This is a genomic window from Comamonas sp. C24C (assembly GCF_053345995.1).
In genome coordinates this window covers 236442-261430 of the sequence record NZ_JBKFBC010000004.1, presented here as the reverse complement: position 1 = coordinate 261430, position 24989 = coordinate 236442, and the positions used below count along the sequence as shown (strand labels likewise).

Below are 24989 nucleotides of genomic sequence, written 5' to 3'. Positions count from 1 at the left end.
GCTTGTGTATCAAGCGATGCAAGGTGTTCTTCTATAAATTTGCGGGGCGCAGTCATGGGACTGGCTCAGGCCAGCAGAGGCAGCTGCGCGGCAAACAGGGCCTGTGCCGGGTTTTCCAGACAGCGCAGATCCAGCCACAGGGCGTCGTCATGCAGGCGCCCGATCACGGGCCGGGGCAGGGCACGAAAGCGCGCTTCGAGCCGGGTCAGCTGGCGACCCGCCTGTTTGCCGCTGGCCGGATAGATCCTGAGGCCGAAACTGGGCAGATTTTCCACGGGCAGGGCGCCGCTGCCGATCTGGCTGTTCATGGCCGCGGTTTCCACTACATAGTCCTGGCCCAGTGCCTGCTGCAGCAGAGGCTGCAGCTGCCCGGCCTGGGCCTGCATGTCGGCGGCCTTGCGTGTGAACAGGCGCAGCGTCGTCAGCTCCTGGGCGAGCTTTTCGGGGTTCAGGTACAGGCGCAGCGTGGGCTCCAGCGCCGCCAGCGTGATCTTGCCCACGCGCAGCGCGCGCTTGAGCGGGTTCTTCTTGATCTGGGCAATCAGCTCCCGCTTGCCGACGATGATGCCGGCCTGCGGGCCGCCCAGGAGCTTGTCGCCACTGAAGGTGACGATGTCAGCACCGGACTCGACCGTCTCGCGCACCGTGACTTCATAGGGCAGTCCCCAGTCGCGCATGTCGATCAGCGTGCCGCTGCCCAGGTCGACGATCATGGGCAGGCTGCTGTCGTGCGCAAGGCGGGCAACATCGGCATCGCTGACGGCTTTGGTGAAGCCGGTGATGGCGTAGTTGCTGCAGTGCACCTTCATGAGCGCGGCCGTGTTCTCGCCGATGGCCCCTGCATAGTCTTTCTCGTGGGTGCGGTTGGTGGTGCCGACTTCGATCAGCCGGGCACCGGCGCGGGTCATGACATCGGGGATGCGGAAGGCGCCGCCGATTTCAACCAGCTCGCCGCGCGAGACCACGACTTCCCGACCCGTGGCCATGGTGGACAGCACCAGCAGCACGGCAGCGGCGTTGTTGTTGACAACGGTCGCGGCTTCGGAACCGGTCAGCTCGCAGATCAGCGATTCGACCAGGTCGTCGCGATCGCCGCGGCCGCCGTCGTCCAGGTCGTACTCCAGATTGGCCGGTGCGCTCATGGCCTGCACCACGGCGTCGATGGCAGCCTGCGGCAGCAGCGCGCGGCCCAGATTGGTATGCAGCACCGTGCCGGTGAGGTTGAAGACAGGCTGCAGGCGTGGCGCGAACCGGGCCTGAAGCTGGCGCTGTGCGGCCTGGACGATGGAGCCGATGTTGGCTTGCACGCTCTGGGCTGGCTGATCGCCAGCGCCCAGAAGCTGCTGGCGCAGCTCTGTCAGCACGTCCCGGACGGCTTTGGTGCAGGCGTCCAGGCCATAGGATTGACGCAATGCCTGCATCTCGACCGCGAGCAAGACCTTGTCCACGGCAGGAAGCTGGGAGGGGTGCGAAATTTCGGGGGCAGTCGCTGCGGTATTGCTCATGGCCAGGGTGTGTCGGGTCGTCGAAAAATCAAAAAAGGCGGCAGGAAGACCTGCCGCCCTCATTATGGTGGCGCTTGGCGCCCGCAGGTTCAGGCTGCTGGGTCCACCAGCTGCTGGTCGGCCTCGCCTTGCTGCTCTTCGGCTACGGCCACAAACAGCAGAGGATTGGCGCTGGCGCGCTGGAAGCCGGTCTCGCTCATCAGCAGGTCCAGCATCAGGCTGGCCAGATCATCGGCCAGAGGCTCGACCATGGGGTTTTTTTCCTGGTTGACGATCTTGCGGTAGCTGCCGCATTCGTCGCAGGTTTCGGCCAGGACTTCCTCGCCGCCGCCGTCGATGCCCTGGTAGTGGATGCCCTTGGTCGATTCGCAGTGCGTGCACTTGACGCGCACCATATGCCATTCGCAGGCGCAAGTGCCGCAATGGGCGTAGCGGTGACCGGCAAGCTTGCCGCCAATGCGGATGACGCTGGCCACGGGTTCGCTGGCGCACACGGGGCAGATGGTGGCAGGTTCGGTATAGGGCACGTCCTGCACCTGCAGGGCTGCTGCGCGCCTGGCGAAGACCACCTGCAGCGCGGCCATGATGAAAGGCGCCATGCCGATATGGCGGGCAGCCACTTCCTTTTGCAGCAGGCGCTGGGCGATTTCATCGCGCTCTTGCAGGCTGAGTTCGCGCAGCGAAGTGATCAGCGGTTGCAGGGGCTCGGGCAGGCCTTCGCTTCCGGCCAGCGTGTCCAGCATGGCATTCAGCACCTCATGCCAGGCCGGATCGATGTGGTCGGCCGCAGGCAGCAAGGGCATGGAGTGCTGCTGCGCTCGCTCGATGCTGTCGGTGTCCAGGGGCTGCAGCTCCACTCGGGAGGCTGCGGCATGCTGTGCATCCACGATCTTGGCTGCAAACTGCAGGTAATCCGCAATCGGATTGCCTTGCGACAGCTGACGCAGGCGCGCGGCGCGGTCGGCAAACAGGCTGGCCACCTGAGGCAGCAGGATGCGGGGGAAGCTGGTCTTGTCCAGCGCTTCGATTTCGCCGGGTTGAAGAATGCGTTGTTGCATAGAAATAGGGGTCCCGAAACTGAAGCCGCCGGCACGCCCAGCAGAGGGCGTCCGGCGGCGATCAACAAGTGTCTAAGTGACTTTATCCAAAGACCGATGCGATCAGTCGTTGTCGCCAGTCATCTTGCGATACCAGCCGCGGTGGTGCTGCTTGGCCCAGGCACGGGTCACTGTGCCATACAACATGGCGCGAATGGTGCCGCGAGTCCAAATAGCCGCATAGACGTGCATGATGATCAGGCCGATCATCCATACCGCAGCGATGGCATGCACCACCGAAGCGGCACGCACCACGCCCACGGGCAGCGTCCACCAGGCACGCCACATCAGCACGCCGGTGACCGTGATCAGCAGCATGCCGATCACCAGACCCCAGAACAGCAGCTTCTGGCCACCGTTGTACTTGCCCTGTTCGGGCATGTCGTGGTCGTCGCCGTCGATCATCTTGTTGACGTTCTTGAGCCACTCGATATCGCGGGGTTCCACGATGTTGAGCTTGGCAAAACGGCAAGCCATGATGACGAAGAACAAGGCCATCACCACCCCGATATAGGGGTGCAGAATGCGCGTCCATGGGCCGCCACCGAACAGCTGTGTCAGCGGAAAGAAGGCGGGATGGAAGAACGCCAGGCCGGACAGGGCCAGCAAAATGAAGCAAATGCCTACCACCCAGTGGTTGGCGCGCTCCGATGCGTTGTAGCGCACGAGGTCGCGAGGGTTGCGTTTCATTGGCCGTTCTCCTTGTTCTGCGCTTCGGCGTCCTTGCGCTCCATTTCATCTTCCAGGTCCTTGGACACGTCGTTCGGACCCTTGGTGATGTAGTGGAACAGGCTGCCGACAGCAGCTGCACCCAGGGCGGCCATGGCCAGAGGCTTGGCCACACCCTTCCACAGGGACACCATCGGGCTGATCTTGGGATCGTCCGGCAGGCCCTTGTAGAGCGAAGGCTTGTCCGCATGGTGCAGCACGTACATCACGTGCGTACCGCCCACGCCCTGCGGGTCGTAGAGACCGGCCTTTTCGTAGCCGCGTTCCTTGAGGTCCACGACACGGCGGGAGGCCTGCTCCTGCATGGCTTCCTTGGTGCCGAACTGGATGGCTCCGGTTGGGCAGGTCTTGACGCAGGCGGGTTCCTGGCCAACAGCCACGCGGTCCGAACACAAGGTGCACTTGTACGCCTTGTGGTCCTTCTTGGAGATGCGCGGAATGTTGAACGGGCAGCCCGTGACGCAGTAGCCGCAGCCCACGCACTGGTCCTGCTGGAAGTCCACGATGCCGTTGGCATATTGGACGATGGCGCCAGGCGAGGGGCAGGCCTTGAGGCAGCCCGGGTCTTCGCAGTGCATGCAGCCGTCCTTGCGGATCAGCCACTCCAGGTTGCCTGTGGCTTCGTTTTCGTACTCGGCAAAGCGCATCACGGTCCACGATTCCGACGTCAGATCCGTCGGGTTATCGTAGACGCCAGCGGCCACTGTGCCGATTTCGTCGCGAAGGTCGTTCCACTCCATGCAGGCTGTCTGGCAAGCCTTGCAGCCAATGCATTTGGAGACGTCGATCAGCTTGGCGACTTCACCCGCATGCGCACCGCGTGCGCTGGGTGCGGGTGTCGTCGTCGCCGAGCGGCGTTTGATATCGAGAGACATGGTTGAGGACATCAGCGTGGCTCCTTAGATCTTTTCCACCTTCACGAGGAAGGTCTTGGATTCAGGGGTCAAGCTGTTACCGTCACCCACGGAGGCTGTCAGGTTGTTAGCCAGATAGCCCTTGCGTCCCGTCGTGGAGAAGCCCCAGTGAATCGGCACGCCTACGTGATGGATGGTCTTGCCATCGATCTTCATGGGCTTGATGCGCTTGGTCACCACGGCCACGGCCTTGACGAAGCCGCGCTTGGACGAAACCTTGACCTGGTGGCCGGTTTCGATGCCCAGCTCCTTGCCCAGTGCCTCGCCGATTTCCACGAACTGTTCTGGCTGGACGATGTTGTTCAGCTGAACATGCTTGGTCCAGTAGTGGAAGTGCTCGGTCAGGCGGTAGGTCGTGCCCACGTGCGGGTAGTCCTTGGGATCGCCCTGGGTGCCCTTGGCGGTTTCCAGGATGCGTATCACGGGGCTGATGACGGCCAGCTTGTTGTTGGGGTACATGGGGTTGTAGCCCAGCGGGTTGTCAAACGCCTCGTAATGCGTGGGGAACGGACCTTCTGCCATGCCCTTGCGAGCAAACAGGCGGGCCACCCCTTCGGGGTTCATGATGAAGGGGTTGATCACCTCGGGATCCAGGCCCACGGCCACGTCCGGCACGTCCGCACCCCCCCATTGCTTGCCGTTCCACTTGATCAGCACGCGTTCGGGATTGAAGGGCTTGCCCTGACGGTCGCAGGATGCACGGTTGTACAGCACACGGCGGTTGGCAGGCCAGGCCCAGGCCCAGTTCAGCGTGTTGCCTATGCCTGTGGGGTCGCTGTTGTCGCGGCGCGCCATCTGGTTGCCGGACGAAGTCCAGCTGCCAGCCCAGATCCAGCAGCCGCCCAGGGTGGTGCCGTCATCGCGCATTTCGCCAAAGCCCGCCAGCTGCTCGCCCGCCTTGCGGATGAGCTTGGTGGGGTCCTTGGGGTCGAACAGATCCACCAGCGCACGACCGTTGTACTCCTTGGCCACTTCCTCGGAGGAGGGGTGGTGGGCTTCGGCGTAAGGCCAGTACAGATTGGTGATGGGCTCGAAGAACTTGCCGCCTTCCTTCTGGTACAGGGCCTTCAGGCGCAGGTGCAGGCCGGACATGATGGCAATGTCGGTCTTGGCCTCTCCCGGAGGTTCGGCAGCCTTCCAGTGCCACTGCAGCACGCGCGAGGAACTGACCACGGCACCGTCTTCTTCGGCGAAGCAGGTGGTGGGCAGGCGGAACACCTCGGTCTGGATGGAGGCGGAGTCCACGTCGTTGAACTCACCGTGGTTCTTCCAGAACTCCGAAGTCTCGGTCACCAGCGGATCCATGATGACCAGGAACTTCAGCTTCTTGAGGCCTTCGCGCACGCTGTTGCTGTTGGCCAGGGCCGCCAGGGGGTTGAAGCCCTGAGCGATGTAGCCGTTGACCTTGCCCTGCGTCATCATCTCGAAGATCTGCAGCATGTCGTACTGCTTGTCCAGCTTGGGCAGATAGTCAAAAGCCCAGTTGTTTTCTGCAGTTGCCGCCGGGCCCCACCATGCCTTCATCAGGCTGACGTGGAACTTGGGCGTGTTCGACCAGTAGTTCATCTGGCCGGGGCGCAGCAGCTTGGGCGTGCGTGTGGCGATGTACTGGTTGTAGTCCTGCTCGGCTTCGTTCGGCAGCGTCAGGTACCCGGGAAGCGAAGCGGACAGAATGCCCAGGTCGGTCAGACCCTGGATGTTGGAGTGGCCGCGCAGCGCGTTCATGCCGCCGCCAGCGATGCCGATATTGCCCAGCAGCAGCTGGATCATGGCGCCGGTACGCAGAATCTGCGCGCCCGTGGTGTGCTGGGTCCAGCCCAGTGCGTACATGATGGTGGCAACACGACCTGCTTCGGCAGTCGAAGCAAGCTTCTCACACACGTGCAGGAATTTTTCCTTGGGCGTGCCGCAGATGGATTCCACCTTCTCGGGGGTGTAGCCTGCGTAATGCTTCTTGAGCCATTGATAGACGCAGCGAGGGTGTTCCAGTGTGGGATCGACCTTCACAAAGCCATCGTCACCGAGCTCATAGTCCCAGGATGCCTTGTCGTACGTGCGCTTTTCGGGGTTGTAGCCCGAGAAAATACCTTCGTCGAACGCAAAGTCCTCGCGCACGATGAATGAGAAGTCCGTGTAGTTCTTCACATACTCGTGGTGAATCCTGTCGTTGGTCAGCAGGTAGTTGATCACACCGCCGAGGAAGACAATGTCCGAGCCGGAACGGATCGGTGCATAGAAGTCAGCCACGGATGCCGAGCGGTTGAAGCGCGGATCGACCACCATGAAGTGAGCCTTGTTGTGCTCCTTCGCTTCGGTCACCCACTTGAAGCCGCAGGGGTGTGCTTCGGCGGCATTGCCGCCCATGATCAAAATAACGTCCGCGTTCTTGATGTCGACCCAATGGTTCGTCATCGCTCCACGGCCAAACGTCGGGGCAAGACCTGCCACCGTCGGGCCGTGTCAGACACGTGCTTGGTTGTCGAGTGCAAGAAGGCCCCAGGAGCGGGCCACTTTGTGCGTGATGTAGCCGGCTTCGTTGCTGGAGGCCGAGGCGGCCAGCATGCCGGTGGTGAGCCAGCGGTTGACCTTCTGGCCTTTTTCGTTGGTTTCAACGAAGTTGGCGTCGCGGTCTTCCTTGAGCAGCTTGGCGATTCGGTTCAGCGCCTCGTCCCAGGACATGCGCTTCCACTCGGAGGAGCCGGGCGCGCGATATTCTGGATACTTGAGGCGGCTTGGACTGTGGACGAAGTCCAGCAGCGATGCACCCTTGGGGCACAGTGTGCCGCGATTGACCGGATGATCCGGGTCGCCTTCCACGTGCATCACGGACAGGCGGCTGTTCTTGCTGCCGTCGCCCAGGGAATACATCAGGATGCCGCAGCCTACGGAGCAGTAGGTGCAGGTTTGGCGGGTTACGGTGGCAGCAGACAGTTTGTACTGTCGCACCTCAGCGAGCGCAGCTGTGGGTGAGAAACCCATCAGCGCCAAGCTGGAACCCGCCAGAGTCGAACCAGTCACTTTCATGAACTGGCGTCTGGAGAATTGGACCATTGTGGGGTACCTTTTCGTATGAACGCTTATAGTGAAAGCAAATTTTACGACCCCCCTCATTTTTGATAGCAGTTACAAACCCTTAATTCTTGAGTAACGTCAAGCGGTTTTGCTCCTTATTTTTCGTTTTTGTATTTCTTTATCGCCACCATAGTTTTCGGCCTGCGCTTCTGAACTTATCAAGTTTCAGGGCGAAACACCATCAGCTGACAGGCCGAATTGCACAGAAAATTCCTAGTCTGTGTCGCTTTTTGGTGTTTCGGTCGAGGGCTCTGCAGTGACGGCAAGCGGGCTCTCGGCAGGCTGAGGCTCATCGGCCGTTGTGCGTTTTTGCGCGCTTTCGCGGCTCAGTTGCTCTTCCTCCTGCGCCTGCATGGAGGCAAACAGCTCCCAGGCAGCCATGAACAGAGCGGCGATGGCCGGACCGAGCACAAAGCCCGAAAGACCGAACAAGGCCATGCCTCCCAGTGTGGAGATCAGCACCACATAGTCAGGCATCTTGGTGTCCTTGCCGACCAGCAGGGGGCGCAGCACGTTGTCCACCAGTCCGATGACCAGCACACCGTAGGTGGCCAGGATCAGGCCCTTGGTGACGGCGCCTGTGGCCAGGAAGTAGATCGCGACCGGCCCCCAGACCAGACCTGCACCCACTGCGGGCAGCAGCGACAGAAAAGCCATGACCACCGCCCAGAGCACCGCGCCCTGGATGCCCAGAATCCAGAAGATCAGCCCCCCCAAGGCGCCCTGTGCGGCAGCGACGGCCAGGTTGCCCTTGACGGTGGCGCGGATGACGGTGATGAACTTGATGGCCAGCTCGCGCTTGTGCTCGGGTGCCAGAGGCGTTGCAGCCCAGATGCGTGCCACCAGTTCCTTGCCGTCGCGCAGCAGAAAGAAGATCAGATAGAGCATGACGCCGAAGCCCACCACAAAGCCCAGGGTGTTCTGCCCCAGTCCCACGGCCTTGGTTGCCGCGAGCTTGCTGGCCTGCAGCGCGATATTGGAGAGCTTGGTCTGGATTTCTTCCAGCGTGCCCAGGTGCAGCTTCTCCATCCACGGTGTCAGCCAGGAGGGCAGGGCGTTGAATATCTGCTCCACATAGTTGCCGGCGGACAGGTTGCCGCTGCTGACCTGGTCATAGATGGCAGCGGTTTCCTTGATGAGCGACAGCCCTATCAGAGACAGCGGCAAAATGACCATTACCAGACTAATTAGCAAGGTTGCCAGCGCGGCCAGCGTGGGCCTGTTGGGCATGCGCATCAGCAGCTTGCGGTGCAGGGGGGCGAAGACGATGGCAAATACCACGCCCCAGAAGATGGCAACGGCATATTCCTCAAGAACCAAGCCGAATCCAGCAGTTACTGCTATCAAAAGAAGAATGAATGCACGTTTGTGAAGCGGCAAAAGCGGCATGCGAATCCTTGTTTACGGAGTTCCTGCAATGTAAGCGAGTCCCAGGGGTGTAAACATCTTGTCTTTTATAAGACCAAGACTTTGAACAGTGGCACAATGGCTGCCGCAACTCAAGGCCCTTCCCCAGCCACAGTCGCATCCGCCAATCGGTACAGCCGTGTCGCGGGAGGTTCCACAAACCAGCTAATGCTTTCCGAAGGAAAGCGGAGGTCAGCGAGATATGAGCGATCAGTCAACGATCTATCAAGCCTATCAAGGCAACACCTATCTGTTCGGCGGCAATGCGCCCTATGTCGAAGAGATGTACGAGAACTACCTGGGCAACCCCGGTAGCGTCCCCGATTCCTGGCGTGAATACTTCGATGCACTGCAGCATGTGCCTGCAGTGGACGGCACCGACAACAAGGACGTTCCTCACCTGCCCGTGATCAATGCTTTTGCCGAGCGTGCAAAGCAGGGCGGCACCAAGGTGGTGGTGGCTTCCGGCGCTGACTCCGAGCTGGGTCGCAAGCGCACGGCCGTGCAGCAGCTGATTGCTGCCTACCGCAACGTGGGTCAACGCTGGGCCGATCTGGATCCCCTGAAGCGCACCGAGCGCCCCGAAATTCCCGAGCTGGAGCCTTCCTTCTACGGCTTCACCGACGCCGACCAGGAAGTGGTGTTCAACACCAGCAACACCTTCTTCGGCAAGGAAAGCATGACTCTGCGCGAGCTGATGAATGCTCTGCGCGAAACCTACTGCGGCACCCTGGGCGCCGAGTACATGTATGCCACCAATCAGAATCAGAAGCGCTGGTGGCAACAACGCCTGGAATCGATCCGTTCCAAGCCCGTCTTCAATGCGGACGAGAAAAAGCGCATCCTGGACCGCCTGACCGCTGCCGAAGGTCTGGAGCGTTATCTGCACACCAAGTATGTGGGTCAGAAGCGCTTCTCGCTGGAAGGTGGTGAGTCCTTCATCGCCGCCATGGACGAACTGATCAACTCCGCCAGCGCCAAGGGCGTGCAGGAAGTCGTGATCGGCATGGCTCACCGCGGCCGTCTGAACGTGCTGGTCAACACCCTGGGCAAGGCGCCCAAGGATCTGTTTGCCGAGTTCGACCACACCGCTCCCGAAGATCTGCCTGCCGGTGACGTGAAGTATCACCAGGGTTTCAGCTCCGACGTGTCTGCCAAGGGCGGTCCCGTTCACCTGTCGCTGGCCTTCAACCCCTCGCACCTGGAAATCGTCAACCCCGTGGTGGAAGGTTCGGTGCGCTCGCGCATGGACCGTCGCGACGACCCCATGGGCAAGCAAGTGCTGCCCGTGCTGGTGCACGGTGACGCGGCCTTCGCCGGCCAGGGCGTGAACCAGGAAACCCTGGCGTTGTCCGAAACCCGTGGCTACACCACTGGCGGTACGGTTCACATCATCATCAACAACCAGATCGGTTTCACCACCTCTGACCCTCGCGATCTGCGTTCCACGCTGTATTGCACCGACATCGTCAAGATGATCGAGTCGCCCGTGCTGCACGTGAACGGTGATGATCCTGAAGCCGTGTGCCTGGCCATGCAACTGGCCCTGGAATTCCGTATGGAATTCTCCAAGGACGTGGTGGTCGACATCATCTGCTTCCGCAAGCTGGGTCACAACGAGCAGGACACTCCTGCACTGACACAGCCTCTGATGTACAAGAAGATCGCTGCCCACCCCGGCACGCGCAAGCTGTACGCAGACAAGCTGGCCACTCAAGGCTTGGGCGACACGCTGGGCGACGACATGGTCAAGGCCTATCGCGCCGCCATGGACGAAGGCCGTCACACCCAGGACGTGGTGCTGACCAACTTCAAGAGCAAGTACGCCGTGGACTGGAGCCCCTTCGTGGGCAAGACCTGGACCGACGCTGGCGACACAGCTATTCCCTTGACCGAGTGGAAGCGCCTGGCCGAGAAGATCACGACTTTGCCTGCCAGCGTGAACCCTCACGCTCTGGTCAAGAAGGTGTACGACGATCGTGCAGCCATGGGCCGCGGCGATGTGAACGTGGACTGGGGCATGGGTGAAACCATGGCCTTCGGCTCCCTGGTTGCTTCGGGCTATCCCGTGCGTCTGTCGGGTGAAGACTCGGGTCGCGGCACCTTCACGCACCGTCACGCCGTGGTTCATGACCAGAAGCGAGAAAAGTGGGACGAGGGCACCTATATTCCTTTGCAGAACGCTGCCGAAAATCAGGCTCCGTTTGTCGTCATCGACTCCATCCTGTCCGAAGAGGCAGTGCTGGGCTTTGAATACGGCTATGCATCGAACGATCCCAACACCCTGGTGGTGTGGGAAGCCCAGTTCGGCGACTTCGCCAACGGCGCCCAGGTGGTGATCGACCAGTTCATCGCATCCGGTGAAGTGAAGTGGGGTCGTGTCAACGGCCTGACACTGATGCTGCCTCACGGCTATGAAGGCCAGGGCCCCGAGCACAGCTCGGCGCGTCTGGAGCGCTTCATGCAGCTGGCTGCCGACACCAATATGCAGATCGTGCAGCCCACAACGGCCAGCCAGATCTTCCACGTGCTGCGTCGTCAGATGGTTCGTGGCCTGCGCAAGCCGCTGGTCATCATGACTCCCAAGTCGCTGCTGCGTAACAAGGACGCAACGTCGCCCCTGTCCGAGTTCACCTCTGGTGGTTTCCAGACCGTGATCCCCGAGCAGGACGAAACCATCGTCAAGAACGCTGCCAAGGTCAAGCGCATCATCGCCTGCTCGGGCAAGGTGTACTACGATCTGGTCAAGAAGCGTGCCGAGAAGGAATCCAAGGACGTCGCCATCATTCGCGTCGAGCAGCTGTATCCCTTCCCTCACAAGGCGTTCGCCGCCGAAGTGAAGAAGTACGCCAACGCTACTGACATCGTGTGGTGCCAGGATGAGCCTCAGAACCAGGGTGCCTGGTTCTTCATCCAGCACAACATCCACGAGAACATGCGTGAAGGCCAGAAGCTGGGCTACTCCGGTCGCGCTGCGTCCGCTTCGCCCGCCGTTGGCTACGCACATCTGCACCAAGAGCAACAAAAGGCACTGGTGGAAGGCGCATTCGCCAAGCTCAAGGGCTTTGTCCTGACCAAGTAATACAGGCGACACCCCCTGTCCGAGGACAGGGGGCACAAGAAACATCTTTGGAAAGAATTCAAAATGGCAATCGTTGAAGTTAAAGTCCCCCAGCTGTCCGAATCCATCACGGAAGCCACCATGCTGACTTGGAAGAAGAAGGTCGGCGAGGCAGTGGCCATCGATGAAATCCTCATCGAAATCGAAACCGACAAGGTTGTGCTGGAAGTGCCCGCTCCTTCGGCTGGCGTGATCACCGAAATCCTGCAAGGCGACGGCGCAACCGTGGCTGCCGAGCAAGTGATCGCCAAGATCGACTCCGAAGCTGTCGCCGGTGCTGCTGCTCCTGCAGCCGCCCCCGCTGCTGCTGCGACTCCTGCTGCTGCCCCCGTGGCCGCGGCTCCTGCCGGCGCCGACAAGAGCGGCGTGGCCATGCCTGCTGCCGCCAAGATCCTGGCCGACAACAACCTGTCCGCTGCCAACGTGGCTGGCACAGGCAAGGACGGCCGCGTGACCAAGGGTGATGCTCTGGGTGCCATCAAGGCCGGCGCAGCCATCCCCACCGGCGCACCCAAGGCAGCTCTGCCTCAGGTGGCAGCTCCTGTGACCAAGGAAAACCTGGGCGACCGCCCCGAGCAGCGCGTGCCCATGACACGTCTGCGCGCCCGTATTGCCGAGCGTCTGCTGCAATCCCAGGCGACCAACGCCATCCTGACCACGTTCAACGAAGTGAACATGGCTCCCGTGATGGAACTGCGCAAGAAGTTCCAGGACCAGTTCACCAAGGAACATGGCGTGAAGCTGGGCTTCATGTCCTTCTTCGTCAAGGCTGCAGTGCACGCCCTGAAGAAGTTCCCCGCAGTGAACGCCTCCATCGATGGCAACGACATCGTCTACCACGGCTACTTCGACATCGGTATCGCCGTGAGCTCGCCTCGCGGCCTGGTGGTGCCCATCCTGCGCAATGCAGACCAGATGAGCTTCGCCGACATCGAAAAGAAGATTGTCGAATTCGGTCAGAAGGCCAAGGAAGGCAAGCTGGGCATTGAAGAAATGACCGGCGGTACCTTCTCCATCTCCAATGGCGGTACCTTCGGCTCGATGATGTCCACCCCCATCATCAACCCCCCTCAGTCCGCCATTCTGGGCGTGCACGCCACCAAGGATCGCGCTGTGGTCGAGAACGGTCAGATCGTGATCCGTCCCATGAACTACCTGGCCATGTCCTATGACCACCGCATCATCGACGGCCGCGAAGCCGTGCTGAGCCTGGTGGCCATGAAGGACGCGCTGGAAGATCCTTCTCGCCTCCTGTTTGATCTGTAATTCAGCAGATCGAGCTTCTACAAAGCCCACCACCAAAAGCGGTGGGCTTTTTTCGAGTTAAACAGAGAAAAGATTCAAATCATGAGCAAGCAATTTGACGTCGTCGTGATCGGCGCAGGCCCCGGCGGCTACATCGCTGCCATCCGCGCTGCACAACTGGGTTTCAACGTCGCCTGTATCGACGAGTGGAAGAACGCTGCTGGCGGCGCTGCTCCCGGCGGCACCTGCACCAACGTGGGCTGCATTCCCTCCAAGGCGCTGCTGCAGTCTTCCGAGCATTTCGAGCATGCCAAGCTGCACTTTGCTGATCACGGCATCTCCACCGGCAAGGTCGAGATGGACGTGGCCAAAATGATCGCCCGTAAGGAAGCGATCGTGAAGCAGAACAACGACGGCATCCTGTACCTGTTCAAGAAGAACAAGGTCACTTTCTTCCACGGCCGCGGCTCCTTCGTCAAGGCTGTCGAGGGCGGCTATGAAATCAAGGTTGCCGGCAAGGAAGAAGAAGTCATCACCGGTAAGCAGATCGTGGTGGCCACTGGCTCCAACGCCCGTGCTCTGCCTGGCGTGGCTTTCGACGAAGAAAACATCCTGTCCAACGACGGCGCTCTGAGCCTGGGCAAGGCTCCCAAGAAGCTGGGCCTTATCGGTGCCGGTGTGATCGGCCTGGAAATGGGCTCGGTCTGGCGCCGTCTGGGCACGGAAGTGACCGTGCTCGAAGGCATGGACAAGTTCCTGCCCGTGGTGGACGAGCAGATCGCCAAGGAAGCCAAGAAGGCTTTCGACAAGCAAGGTCTGAAGATCGAGCTGGGCGTGAAGATCGGTGAAGTCAAGTCCGGCAAGAAGGGCGTGACCGTGGCCTACACCAATGCCAAGGGCGAGGCCCAGACGCTGGAAGTGGACAAGCTGATCGTGTCGATCGGCCGCACCGCCAACACGATCGGCCTGAACGCCGAAGCCGTGGGCCTGGCCCTGGACGAGCGCGGCGCCATCGTGGTGGACGATCTGTGCAAGACCAACCTGCCCGGCGTGTGGGCCGTGGGCGACGTGGTGCGCGGCCCCATGCTGGCTCACAAGGCTGAAGAGGAAGCCGTGGCCGTGGCCGAGCGCATTGCCGGCCAGCACGGTCACGTCAACTTCGCCACTCTGCCTTCGGTGATCTACACCAGCCCCGAAGTGGCATGGGTGGGTCGCACCGAGCAGCAGCTCAAGGCCGAAGGCGTCAAGTACAAGGCAGGCTCCTTCCCCTTCCTGGCCAACGGCCGCGCGCGCGCCCTGGGCGACACGACCGGCATGGTCAAGTTCCTGGCCGATGCCGAGACCGACGAGATCCTGGGCGTGCACATGGTGGGTCCGATGGTGTCCGAGCTGATTTCCGAAGCCGTGGTGGCCATGGAGTTCAAGGCATCGAGCGAAGACATCGCCCGTATCTGCCACGCTCACCCCTCGCTGTCCGAATCCACCAAGGAAGCGGCTCTGGCCGTGGATAAGCGCACGCTGAACTTCTAAGATTTTTTCAGTCTTGCGCGCAGGTTTTGACATGGCTGTGAAGTGCCCGCGCGCAGGCTGAGTTTCTTTTAGAATTCCGCACAAAATGGCTGCTAACGCTTATTGCATAAGCGGTAGCAGCTATTGTTTTTTGAGCATCTGGAGACAAGACGGTGAATGTAAGACAAGCCTACGAGGCGGAGCTGGCCGCCAAGGGTTTCAAAAGCGATCCCGCGCAGCTGCGTGCAGTCGACGCTTTGCAACGCTGCGCTGACGAGTGGACTGTGTACAAGGGCAAGCGCTCCAATGTTCTCAAGAAACTGATCAATCACCCCGACCTGCCCAAGGGCGTCTATATGTACGGTGGGGTGGGGCGCGGCAAGAGCTTTCTGATGGAATGCTTCTTCAACGCCGTGCCCCTCAAGCGCAAGGTGCGTCTGCACTTTCACGAATTCATGCGCGAGGTGCACCGCGAGATGCACCTGATGCAGGGTACGCAGAACCCGCTGGATGCACTCGGCGCCAAGATCTCCAAAAAGTACAAGCTGATCTGCTTTGACGAGTTTCATGTGGCCGACATCACCGACGCCATGATTCTCTACAAGCTGCTCGAGTCGCTATTTGCCAACGGCGTGGGCTTTGTGACGACCTCCAACTTCGAGCCCGACGGCCTCTATCCTGGCGGCCTGCACCGGGATCGCATCCTGCCTGCGATTGCCTTGCTCAAGGAGCGCATGGAAGTGGTGAACGTGGACAACGGCACCGACTATCGCCGCCGCACTCTCGAAGACGCCAAGCTCTATCATTGCCCGCTGGGTCCGGAGGCCGATGCTGCGATGCAGGAGACCTTCGATCGCCTGGCCGAAGCCCATGACGAAGAGCCCGTGATGCAGATCGAGACCCGCAAGATCGCGGCCAAGCGCCGTGCCGGCGGCGTCGTGTGGTTTGACTTTCGCGAACTCTGCGGCGGCCCGCGCTCGCAAAATGACTATCTTGAAATTGCCACGCAGTTCCACACCATCTTGCTGTCCGATGTGCCAGAGCTGCATGTGAACATGGCTTCGGCCGCGCGGCGCTTCACGCTGCTGGTGGACGTGCTCTACGATCGCCACGTCAAGCTCATTTTGTCGGCAGCCGTGCCGCCCGAGAAGATCTACACCGAAGGTCCGCTGTCCCACGAGTTCCCGCGCACCGTCTCGCGCCTGAACGAGATGCGCTCCAAGGAATATCTGGCGCTGGAGCGCCGCGTGGTGGACACCAGCTTGACCTGATCGCCAGCGGGCAACTGCCTGCGGCTTTAAGATGCCAGCCTGTACTTCGAGTTCCGAGTTGATGACGATGCCCACTATCTTTGCCCAGCTGATCCGCCGCCGCATTACAGGCCTTGCACTGGCGCCTCTGGCCGCGGTCTGCCTGGCCTGCGCGCCGGCCATGGCCCAGGCTCAGACGGATGCGGCGGCGCAGGCCGACAAGCAGGTGCAGAAGGAGGCTGCCGAGAAGGCGCGCCAGCATCTGCACAAGCAGCGCGAAGCCGAGCGTGCCGAAATTCTCAACAAGCGTGCCGTTATCGAACAAGAGCGCGTGGCCGATGAAAAGCTCTGCTACCAGAAGTTTGCAGTGGAGGGCTGTCTGGCCGAGGCCCGCAGGGCGGCCCGTGAGAAAGACGCGCCGCTGCGTGCGCGCGAACTGGAAATCAACGACGCCGAGCGCAAGGAAAAGGCCGCAGCCAAGCTGCAGGCCATCGAAGAGAAGAAAGCCGAGAACGCAGCCGTGCCCATGAAGTCGCAGCAGCGCGACAAGAACGGCAGCAGCCAGCCCAAGGGCTCGGGAGCCAAGCCTGCGGTTGACGAGCAGGCGGCGCAGGCCCAGCGCCAGACCGAGGCCCAGCAGCGTGCTGGCAAGCAGGCGGACTATGTGCGTCGTCACGAACAAAACCGCGCGCAGGCCGACAAGGGGCGCGCCGAGCGCGAGGCCAAGGCCAAGGCGGATTACGACGCCAAGCTCAAGGCTGCGGCGGAGCACAAGGCCAGGGCTTTGCAGCAGGCGAAGGAGCGCGGTCAGACATCGGCGCCGCTGCCTGCTCCTGCACCCTGATGGATGGCTGAATCAGGCGCGCAGGGCCTGCGGCCCGCCATCACCTGCATGGCCGCCAGGCATGGGCTGTCTTAACCGGGGCTTTCTTCAGACGCTGGCTTCAGCGACCGAGGTATCCAGCTTGAGTATGGCCAGCGAGAGATTATCCCCACTGCCTGCTGCGCGCCGCCTGGCTTTCTCGATCAGAAATTGGGAGGCTTCGCGTGGCGACAGGCCGTCGAGCACCGTGCCCAGCTCTTGTGTGGTGAAGTAATGCCATACCCCGTCCGAGCAGGCCATCAGGCTGTCACCGGGCTGCAGTTTTTCGATCACATGGTGGGCCATGGGCGGTGGCGGCTCGGCACCCAGGCAGCCCAACAGGATGTTGGATTGGGGATGATGCTGGGCTTCGGTCTCGGTGAGTTCGCCACGATCGACCAGTGCCTGCACATAGGAATGATCAAGCGAGCGGTGCACGAGGGCGGCGCCGCGAAAATGGTAGAGACGTGAATCGCCGGAGTGCATGAAGTGGCAGCGATTGTCGGGCAGCACCACGAAGACCGCGATGGTGCTGTGGGGCTCCTGCTCTGCCGCGATGGCCGTAAGGCGGATCACGGTGTGGGCATCCTGCACAATGGTGCGTAGCAGGCGCGTGCAGTCTTCCTTGGCGGGCTCAAAGCGCTCGAAAAGCTGACGGGCCGTGAGCATGACCTGGTCGGACGCCTTGCGGCCGCCGCTGCGCCCGCCCATGCCGTCGGCTACCACGCCAAGAATGCAGCCCTTGGCATAGGGGTGTGCCATGAGCAGGACCTGGTCCTGCTGATATTCCCGGTCGCCGCGGTGAATGCCGGTGGCCGCCTGAATGCGGTAGCTGGATGACATGAGTGTGTGCGAATGCGTTCGCGGAGCGCTGTTTAACGTTGCGTTACATTTTATCGGCCCGAGGCCAGGCCTTGGCGAATATTCGAGATCTTATGTGAGGTCGTACTGACCTGGCTTGTGAGAAGGTGAAACGGTTTTGACTCAATTGCAGGAGGCGGTTGCGCAGGTATTTGCGCCGCAGGGCGGGCTCGCGTTGGCCGAGCCTGCGTTTACGCCGCGTCCGGGCCAGACCCGCATGGCGCTGGCGGTCGCTGGCGCCATAGAGGAGGGCCAGGTGCTGGTGGTGGAGGCCGGCACGGGAGTGGGCAAGACCTATGCCTATCTGGTGCCGGCCTTGCTCAGCGGTCAGCGGGTGCTGGTGTCCACGGCCACCAAGGCGCTGCAGGACCAGCTGTTTGCCCGTGACCTGCCACGCCTGGTTCATGGCCTGGGCCTGCCGCTGCGCATGGCCAGGCTCAAGGGCCGGTCCTCCTATCTGTGTGTGGAGCGGCTGGAGCGCGTGCGCCAGGGGCGTACGGCTCCTCAGGATCCGCAGGTGCTGCGGGCTGTGGCGGAGGTGGAGCGTTGGGCCAGAGTCACGCGCTCCGGTGACCTGGCCGAGCTGACGGCGCTGGACGAGCGCTCTGCCGCCCTGCCGCTGGTGACCTCCACCAAGGACAACTGCCTGGGCTCCGACTGCCCGCACTGGCAGGGCTGTCATGTCAATCACGCTCGGCAGCAGGCGCTGGAAGCCGATGTGGTGGTGGTCAACCACCATCTGCTGTTTGCCGATCTCGATGTGCGCGACAGCGGCATGGCCCACCTTTTGCCCAATACCGGGGTGGTGGTGATAGACGAGGCCCATCAGCTCAACGACATCGGTGTGCAGTTTGCGGGCGAGGCCCTGTCGAGCCAGCAATTGGTGGGTTACGCCCGCGATGCCCTGCGCCTGACCCAGGAGCATGCACGCGGCATGGCCGACTGGCTGGTGCTCTGTGGCACGCTGGAACAAGCCATGCGTGAGTTGCGCCTGCAGGCCGGCAAGCCTCCGGTTGGCGGGCGGCTGGCATGGCAGGCCGTGACTCCTCAGGGGTTGGATCCTGTGAAATGGCGGGCAGCCCTGGTGCGCCTGGGGCAGAGTCTGCGCGCCCTGCTGGTTCCGCTTTCCGCCCTGGAGGGGGCTGCCACCGATTTGCAGCGCCTGTACGAGCGCGGTGCAGAGTTGCTGGCCAGGCTGGCGCGCTTTGCATCTGCCGCTGACGACGAGTGCGTGCGCTGGCTGGAGGTCGGCGCGCAGTATCTGCGCATGCTGGAGTCGCCGCTGTCGATTGCCCGCATCATGCAGCAGCGGCTGCTTCAGCGCTCGCTGGAGGATGCCGGCACGAGCCAGGGCGAGGAGCTCGATCCGTCAAGGAAGAAGGCCTGGATCTTCACCTCGGCCACCTTGGGCAATGATGCCCAGCTGAGCTGGTTTGTCGATTCCTGCGGCCTGCGTGGCGCAAAGGTGCTGCAGGTGGAAAGCCCGTTCGACTACCACCGGCAGGCCGGTATCTATGTGCCCCAGCCCTTTGCTGCGTCCGGCAGCGCGCAGCACAGTGAGCAGGTCGCCCAGCTGGTGCTGGATGCAGCTCAGCGCCTGGGTGGCCGAACCCTCGTGCTGACCACCACCATCAAGGCCTTGCAGGCCATCAGCGCATCGCTGCGCTCGAATCTGGGACTGTTTGCCGATCTTGATGTGCTGGTGCAGGGTGAAGCGCCCAAGCTGGCCCTGATCCAGCGCTTCATGGCTGCCGGAGCCGGAGTGGGGCGAGGCGCGATTCTGGTGGCTTCCGCCACCTTCTGGGAGGGAGTGGACCTTCCCGGCGATGTGCTGCAGCTGGTGGTGATCGACAAGCTGCCGTTTCCGCCTCCCGACGACCCGCTGGTCGAGGCCCGTTCCCGGCTGCTGGAGAGTGTGGGGCGCGCGGCGTTTCACGATTACATGCTGCCCGAGGCAGCCCTGGCCCTCAAGCAGGGGGCCGGGCGCCTGATTCGCAGCGAAACCGATCGTGGTGTGCTGGTCATCTGTGACAGCCGCCTGGTCACCATGGGCTATGGAGCGAAGCTGATGTCGGCATTGCCGCCCATGCGCGTGCTGACCGGCTCGCCGGAGTTCGATGAGGCGCTTCAACTGCTGAAGGTGCAAGCCGGCCGCAGCGACAGCGAGGCGGGGGCTACGGCGAACTCGGAAGCGCGGAAATGAAAAAGGATGCGCACAGGCGCATCCTTTTGTTTCTAGGCCCGGCGGGCTCTGTTTACCAGAGCTTCCACCAGGATTCGCTCTTCTTTTCCACGCCTTGCTCGGCATTCGCGCCGTAGCTTTGCTCCAGCACGCGCTTGGCATCGTCGCGCAGCTGTGTCATGCCCAGAGCGTCATAGGACTTGACGAGAATGACCATGGCTTCGCGCACCGAGGGCACGTTCTGGTAGTCCTTGATGGCAGTCTGAGCACGGGCGATGGCTGCGACATAGGCGCCGCGGCTGTAGTAGTAGCGCGCTACATGGACTTCGTACTGGGCCAGCGAGTTCACGATGTACTGCATGCGCTGGCGGGCGTCATCCGAGTACTTGGAGTCGGGGAAGCGGGTCACCAGCTCGCGGAAGGACTCGAAGGAGTCCTTGGCGGCCTTCTGGTCGCGCTCGGACAGGTCCTGGCGCGTCAGCCAGCCGAACATGCCCAGGTTGTCGTTGAAGTTGACCAGACCCTTGAGGTAGAGGGCGTAGTCCATGGCGGGGCTGGCCGGATGCAGCTTGGTGAAGCGGTCCAGCGTGGCCAGTGCCTGCACTTTTTCGCCGGCCTTGTACTGGGCATAGGCTTTTTCCAGCTGGGCCTGCTGGGCCAGAGGCGTGCCGGCGGCACGGCCTTCAAGCTTTTCGAACAGCGGCACGGCCTTGTCATAGGCACCCGAAGAAGATTCGTCGCGCGCTTCGGTATAGATGCGCTCGGGTGTCCACTTGGCCGTCGGGTCGTCCTTGGTGCTGGAGCATCCCGCCAGCGTGGCGGCGATTAACACGGCAGGGACTAGAGTCAGGGAAATACGCGGCATGGTGGACAGTTTTCTGACAATCATTAGCGGTGATGGGAGGCTGGCCCGTCGCATCTGGCGGAAAGGCGCAAAACCCACACCATACACCACCCGGCCCGGACCTTCCTGAAAAAGGATCGACGCATTGTAATGGGCCGCTGCCCCGCGCCGGCGAGTTGACCGCGTCTTTACGCTGCGGCAGCGAATCTAGTGGCATTGAGCCCGCAAGGACGAAGCGCTCTTTCTACAATAGCGGCCATGTTTGTCCATCTGCGCCTGCACACCGAATTTTCCGTCGTCGACGGAACCACCCGCGTCAATGCCATGATCAAGGCTGCTGCCGAAGACGGGCAGGTGGCGATGGCCATTACCGACTTCAACAATCTGTTTGGCGGCATCAAGTTCTACCGCGAAGGTCGCGGCAAGGGCGTCAAGCCCCTGCTGGGAGCCGAGATCGTGCTCGAAGGGCTGGGCGATGCGCCGCCTTCGCGGGTCATCGTTCTCGTCCAGAGCCGCCAGGGTTACCACAATATCGCCGAGCTGCTGGCACGAGGCTGGACGCGCAATGTGGTGCGCGACCAGGCGCAGCACAAATGGGAATGGCTGCAGGAGCTGGGCGAGGGACTGATCGTGCTGTCCGGCGCGCAGGCCGGTCCCGTGGGCATTGCCCTGACGCGTGGTGATGAAAAAGGTGCAGCCGAGATTGCCCAGCGCCTGGCCACCATGTTTCCGCACCGCTTCTATATCGAGCTGCAGCGCGCGGGCCGTCCCGATGACGAGTCGCATGTGCTCGCGGCCGTGAAGCTGGCCAGCCGTCTGAACCTGCCGGTGGTCGCGACCCACCCGATTCAGTATGCCAAGCCCGACGATTACGAGGCGCACGAGGCACGGGTCTGCATTGCCGAGGGCGAGATCCTGGGCAATGCCAAGCGGGTGCGCAAGTTCACCCGCGACCAGTATTTCAAGACCGCCGCCGAGATGGAGCAGCTGTTCTCCGACATTCCGAGCGCGATCGAGAACACGGTGGAAATTGCCCGCCGCTGCAGCCTGACGCTGGAGCTGGGCAACCCGCAGCTGCCCAATTTCCCCGTGCCGGCCGGCATGAGCATGGACGAGTTCTTCCGCCACGAGTCCTACCAGGGGCTGGAAGAGCGTCTGGTGCACCTCTATCCCGATGCGGTCAAGCGCGACGCCCAGCGTGCGCGCTATGTGGAGCGGCTGGAGTTCGAGCTTGGCACCATCATGAAGATGGGCTTTCCGGGCTACTTCCTCATCGTGTCGGACTTTATCAAGTGGGCCAAGGCCAACGGTTGTCCCGTGGGGCCGGGCCGTGGCTCGGGTGCCGGCTCGCTGGTGGCTTATGTGCTCAAGGTGACCGATCTCGACCCGCTGGAATACAACCTGCTGTTCGAGCGCTTCCTGAACCCCGAACGCGTATCCATGCCTGACTTTGACGTGGACTTCTGCCAGCAGAACCGCGACCGCGTGATCGACTATGTCAAGGATCGCTACGGCCGCGATGCCGTCAGCCAGATCGCCACCTTCGGCACCATGGCCGCGCGTGCGGCCATCCGCGATGTGGGCCGGGTGCTGGACATGAGCTACACCTTCTGCGACGGCATCTCCAAGCTGATCCCGAACAAGCCCGGCCTGCATGTCACGCTCAAGTACCCGCCCAATCCGCCCAAGGAAGGCGACAAGTACACCTACGCCATCAAGGAGGAGCCCATCCTGGCCGAGCGCATCGAGCGCGAGGAGGACGTCAAGACCCTGATCGAGATGGCGCAGAGCCTGGAGGGCATGACCCGCAACATCGGCATGCACGCCGGCGGCGTGGTGATTGCGCCGGGCCGGCTGGCCGATTTCTGTCCGCTCTACCAGCAGCCCGGCAGTACCTCGGCCGTGGCCATGTACGACAAGGACGACGTGGAAGCCGTGGGCCTGGTGAAGTTCGACTTCTTGGGCCTGGCCACGCTGACGATTCTGGAGATTGCGCGCGAATTCATCATGAAGCGCCACAAGGGCCAGGAGAACTTCCAGTTCGAGAACATTCCGCTGGACGACTACCCGACCTACAAGCTGTTCTCCGATGGCAAGACCGAAGCCGTCTTCCAGTTTGAATCGCGCGGCATGCAGCAGATGCTCAAGGAGGCCAAGCCCTCGCGCCTGGAAGACCTGATTGCGCTGAACGCCCTCTATCGTCCCGGCCCCATGGACCTGATTCCCACCTTCATTGCCCGCAAGCACGGGCAGGAAGTCGTGGAGTACCCGCATCCGCTGGTCGAGTCGGTGCTGGCCGAAACCTACGGCATCATGGTCTACCAGGAGCAGGTGATGCAGACCGCCCAGGTGCTTGGCGGCTACTCGCTGGGCGGCGCCGACTTGCTGCGCCGGGCCATGGGCAAGAAAAAAGTCGAGGAGATGGTCAAGCACCGGGGCATCTTCCGCGAGGGTGCGGCCAAGAACGGACTGTCCGAGGAAAAGGCCGACGAGGTCTTCGACCTGATGGAGAAGTTCGCGGGCTACGGCTTCAACAAGTCGCACGCGGCAGCCTACTCCCTGCTGGCCTATCACACGGGCTGGCTCAAGGTGCACTACACGGCCGAGTTCTACTGCGGCAATATGACCGTGGAAATGGACAACACCGACAAGCTCAAGGTGTTGTACGAAGATGCGCTCAAGATGGGCATCACCTTCGAGATGCCCGATGTGAACCGCGGCGTGCACCGCTTCGAGCCGGTGACCGACAAGGTCATACGCTACGGCCTCGGGGCCATCAAGGGGACAGGGCAGGCGGCCATCGAAGCCATAGTGGCCGCGCGCAACGGCGAGGGCACGGGCCCCAACGGCCACGAGACGGGTCCGTTCAAGAGCCTGTTCGACTTCTGCCTGCGCGTGGACCGCAGCCGCATCAACAAACGGACGGTGGAAGCGCTGATCAAGGGCGGTGCCTTTGATTCCATCGACATGAACCGCGCATCACTGATGGCGACGCTGGACACCGCCTTCGGCTTTGCCGCCACCTCGATCGCCAATGCCGATCAGGGCGGTCTGTTCGACATGATGGGCGATGACGCGCTGGGTTCGAGCACGGCGGAGCCGCCCATGGCCGATGTTCTGCCCTGGGGTGTCAAGGAGAAGCTGACGCTGGAGAAGACGGCCATCGGTTTCTATCTGACGGGCCATCTGTTCGACGAGGTCGAGGCTGAAGTGCGCCGCTTCGTGCGCACTCCGATCGGCGAGATGCGCGACAGCCGCGAGCCGCAGACCATGGCCGGCATCATTGGCGGGCTGCGGACCATCAACGGCCAGCGCGGCAGGCTCAGCATCTTCACGCTGGACGACAAATCGGCGGTGATCGAGGCCTCGGTCGACGAAAAAACCATGGCAGCCTGTGCCGATGTGCTCAAGGAAGATGAGTTTGTCGTGGTTTCGGGGCGGCTTCAGCCCGACCGCTTCAGCGGCGGCCTGCGCATGAAGGTGCAGCAGATGTGGAGCCTGGCCGATGCGCGCTGCCGTTTTGCGCGCTATCTGCAGGTCAGCGTGGGGGAGAAGATGCCCGATGTGCCGGCGCTGCTGCGCCAGTTCCCGGCCAAGGTCGAGGAAACCGAGAACGGCAATCTCAATCATGGCGTCAAGGTGCGTCTGGACCTGATCTGCCGCGACGAGCGTGGTTCGGCCAGCTGTGAGCTGGCGCTGGGCGAGAGCAGCCGCTTCTATCCCACCGATGCCGCACTGGCCGCCTGGTATGGCTCGGCCGCGGCAGGCCAGGTCAAAGTGGTCTATGAATAGCCGCCAAAGGCTGCCGCTTCGGCAGCGCAGCGGCAAATGTCGGACGGGAGCTTGATTTTTTGATAGCGCATGGCGCTTGCTGGGTAAGGGATTTCCATGGATTTCCCGTGGTTTTGTCAAATTTGCTTCCGGCCGCCTTGAAATCCCTAACAATGCTATGCATATGCCAGCGCAAAAACATTGCAACGGCTCGCTAGAATGGATTTCATGGCTACCCAACCCCCATCAATTCCCCCGGTCTCGCCAGCGATCAGAACGCCTGACGATGGTGATTCCTTGGTGCTTGAACGCCGCCGCCAGCGGCTGCAGCCGCCACGCATGTACCAGGTCGTGATGCTCAACGACGATTTCACGCCCATGGAGTTCGTGATTGCCGTGCTGCAGGAGCTGTTCGGCAAGGATCGTGAATCGGCCACGCAGATCATGCTCAAGATTCACCTGGACGGCCGCGGTGTCTGCGGCGTCTACAGTCAGGACGTGGCGGCGACCAAGGTCGAGCAGGTGCTGCAGGCGGCCCAGAAAGCGGGTCATCCGCTGCAGGCCACATTCGAGCCTGTTGAATAAGCGCCGACCGCCCTCAGATTAGTTAGCAGAGAGTC

General features: G+C 61.9%; 16 protein-coding genes. 8 read left to right on the top strand and 8 right to left on the bottom strand.

Going from position 1 to position 24989, the window contains the following annotated elements:
- Positions 1-65 precede the first annotated feature (65 nt).
- The 6 genes from selA to ACLBXN_RS09975 form a co-directional block, all read right to left on the bottom strand.
- On the bottom strand, positions 66-1505 hold the full coding sequence (gene selA, locus ACLBXN_RS10000) for an L-seryl-tRNA(Sec) selenium transferase (RefSeq protein ID WP_447612012.1): 1440 nt from the start codon (positions 1503-1505) through the stop codon (positions 66-68).
- 89 nt (positions 1506-1594) lie between these two features.
- Positions 1595-2563, bottom strand: a complete 969-nt coding sequence (gene fdhE / locus ACLBXN_RS09995) for a formate dehydrogenase accessory protein FdhE (protein WP_447612011.1) — start codon at positions 2561-2563, stop codon at positions 1595-1597.
- 102 nt (positions 2564-2665) lie between these two features.
- The gene (locus tag ACLBXN_RS09990) at positions 2666-3292 is read right to left on the bottom strand and encodes a formate dehydrogenase subunit gamma (RefSeq protein ID WP_211456137.1); all 627 of its coding nucleotides are present in this window, start codon (positions 3290-3292) and stop codon (positions 2666-2668) included.
- Positions 3289-4218 carry a formate dehydrogenase subunit beta gene (fdxH, locus tag ACLBXN_RS09985; protein WP_003055535.1) on the bottom strand — a complete coding sequence of 310 codons (930 nt, stop codon included), beginning with the start codon at positions 4216-4218 and terminating at the stop codon, positions 3289-3291. The genes ACLBXN_RS09990 and fdxH overlap by 4 nt, the downstream gene beginning before the upstream one ends.
- Positions 4219-4230: 12 nt before the next feature.
- Positions 4231-7296 carry a formate dehydrogenase-N subunit alpha gene (gene fdnG / locus ACLBXN_RS09980; RefSeq protein ID WP_447612010.1) on the bottom strand — a complete coding sequence of 1022 codons (3066 nt, stop codon included), beginning with the start codon at positions 7294-7296 and terminating at the stop codon, positions 4231-4233.
- A gap of 234 nt (positions 7297-7530) precedes the next feature.
- Positions 7531-8706 carry an AI-2E family transporter gene (locus tag ACLBXN_RS09975; protein ID WP_211456139.1) on the bottom strand — a complete coding sequence of 392 codons (1176 nt, stop codon included), beginning with the start codon at positions 8704-8706 and terminating at the stop codon, positions 7531-7533.
- A 220-nt stretch (positions 8707-8926) separates the two neighbouring features.
- On the opposite strand from ACLBXN_RS09975, the gene ACLBXN_RS09970 reads away from it, so the two are divergent.
- The 5 genes from ACLBXN_RS09970 to ACLBXN_RS09950 all read left to right on the top strand — a co-directional run bounded on the left by ACLBXN_RS09970 (position 8927) and on the right by ACLBXN_RS09950 (position 16693).
- Positions 8927-11806 carry a 2-oxoglutarate dehydrogenase E1 component gene (locus ACLBXN_RS09970; RefSeq protein ID WP_447612009.1) on the top strand — a complete coding sequence of 960 codons (2880 nt, stop codon included), beginning with the start codon at positions 8927-8929 and terminating at the stop codon, positions 11804-11806.
- Positions 11807-11869: 63 nt separating this feature from the next.
- A complete protein-coding gene (gene odhB / locus ACLBXN_RS09965; protein WP_003079542.1) occupies positions 11870-13111 on the top strand; it encodes a 2-oxoglutarate dehydrogenase complex dihydrolipoyllysine-residue succinyltransferase in 1242 nt (413 codons plus the stop codon).
- An 81-nt stretch (positions 13112-13192) separates the two neighbouring features.
- The gene (lpdA, locus tag ACLBXN_RS09960; RefSeq protein WP_034352346.1) at positions 13193-14620 is read left to right on the top strand and encodes a dihydrolipoyl dehydrogenase; all 1428 of its coding nucleotides are present in this window, start codon (positions 13193-13195) and stop codon (positions 14618-14620) included.
- A 152-nt stretch (positions 14621-14772) separates the two neighbouring features.
- Complete coding sequence (gene zapE, locus ACLBXN_RS09955; protein ID WP_447612008.1) at positions 14773-15870, top strand: cell division protein ZapE; 1098 nt, start codon at positions 14773-14775, stop codon at positions 15868-15870.
- Between the two features lie 67 nt (positions 15871-15937).
- A complete protein-coding gene (locus tag ACLBXN_RS09950; RefSeq protein ID WP_447612007.1) occupies positions 15938-16693 on the top strand; it encodes a hypothetical protein in 756 nt (251 codons plus the stop codon).
- A gap of 87 nt (positions 16694-16780) precedes the next feature.
- Here ACLBXN_RS09950 and ACLBXN_RS09945 read toward each other — a convergent pair whose 3' ends face one another.
- Entirely contained in the window at positions 16781-17554 is a 774-nt protein-coding gene (locus tag ACLBXN_RS09945) for a PP2C family protein-serine/threonine phosphatase (RefSeq protein ID WP_343678570.1), read from the bottom strand.
- 136 nt (positions 17555-17690) lie between these two features.
- Between ACLBXN_RS09945 and ACLBXN_RS09940 the strand changes: the two genes are divergently transcribed.
- Positions 17691-19775 carry an ATP-dependent DNA helicase gene (locus ACLBXN_RS09940; protein WP_447612006.1) on the top strand — a complete coding sequence of 695 codons (2085 nt, stop codon included), beginning with the start codon at positions 17691-17693 and terminating at the stop codon, positions 19773-19775.
- 52 nt (positions 19776-19827) lie between these two features.
- Here the strand turns inward: ACLBXN_RS09940 and ACLBXN_RS09935 are convergent, their stop codons facing one another.
- Positions 19828-20619 carry an outer membrane protein assembly factor BamD gene (locus ACLBXN_RS09935; RefSeq protein ID WP_029158697.1) on the bottom strand — a complete coding sequence of 264 codons (792 nt, stop codon included), beginning with the start codon at positions 20617-20619 and terminating at the stop codon, positions 19828-19830.
- 237 nt (positions 20620-20856) lie between these two features.
- Here ACLBXN_RS09935 and dnaE point away from each other — a divergent pair, with 237 nt between their 5' ends.
- Positions 20857-24390: a DNA polymerase III subunit alpha gene (gene dnaE, locus ACLBXN_RS09930; RefSeq protein ID WP_447612005.1), complete on the top strand. Its 3534-nt coding sequence runs from the start codon at positions 20857-20859 to the stop codon at positions 24388-24390.
- Positions 24391-24588: 198 nt separating this feature from the next.
- Positions 24589-24954 (top strand): ATP-dependent Clp protease adapter ClpS, encoded by a 366-nt coding sequence (gene clpS, locus ACLBXN_RS09925; protein ID WP_029158698.1) that lies wholly within the window; start codon positions 24589-24591, stop codon positions 24952-24954.
- Positions 24955-24989: the final 35 nt, after the last annotated feature.

Excerpts from the sequence above, each read along its gene's own strand:
- selA (WP_447612012.1), bottom strand. The coding sequence starts at position 1,505 with ATGAGCAATACCGCAGCGACTGCCCCCGAAATTTCGCACCCCTCCCAG.
- fdhE (WP_447612011.1), bottom strand. The coding sequence starts at position 2,563 with ATGCAACAACGCATTCTTCAACCCGGCGAAATCGAAGCGCTGGACAAG.
- ACLBXN_RS09990 (WP_211456137.1), bottom strand. The coding sequence starts at position 3,292 with ATGAAACGCAACCCTCGCGACCTCGTGCGCTACAACGCATCGGAGCGC.
- fdxH (WP_003055535.1), bottom strand. The coding sequence starts at position 4,218 with ATGTCCTCAACCATGTCTCTCGATATCAAACGCCGCTCGGCGACGACG.
- ACLBXN_RS09975 (WP_211456139.1), bottom strand. The coding sequence starts at position 8,706 with ATGCCGCTTTTGCCGCTTCACAAACGTGCATTCATTCTTCTTTTGATA.
- ACLBXN_RS09970 (WP_447612009.1), top strand. The coding sequence starts at position 8,927 with ATGAGCGATCAGTCAACGATCTATCAAGCCTATCAAGGCAACACCTAT.
- odhB (WP_003079542.1), top strand. The coding sequence starts at position 11,870 with ATGGCAATCGTTGAAGTTAAAGTCCCCCAGCTGTCCGAATCCATCACG.
- lpdA (WP_034352346.1), top strand. The coding sequence starts at position 13,193 with ATGAGCAAGCAATTTGACGTCGTCGTGATCGGCGCAGGCCCCGGCGGC.
- ACLBXN_RS09950 (WP_447612007.1), top strand. The coding sequence starts at position 15,938 with ATGCCCACTATCTTTGCCCAGCTGATCCGCCGCCGCATTACAGGCCTT.
- ACLBXN_RS09945 (WP_343678570.1), bottom strand. The coding sequence starts at position 17,554 with ATGTCATCCAGCTACCGCATTCAGGCGGCCACCGGCATTCACCGCGGC.
- ACLBXN_RS09935 (WP_029158697.1), bottom strand. The coding sequence starts at position 20,619 with ATGCCGCGTATTTCCCTGACTCTAGTCCCTGCCGTGTTAATCGCCGCC.
- dnaE (WP_447612005.1), top strand. The coding sequence starts at position 20,857 with ATGTTTGTCCATCTGCGCCTGCACACCGAATTTTCCGTCGTCGACGGA.
- clpS (WP_029158698.1), top strand. The coding sequence starts at position 24,589 with ATGGATTTCATGGCTACCCAACCCCCATCAATTCCCCCGGTCTCGCCA.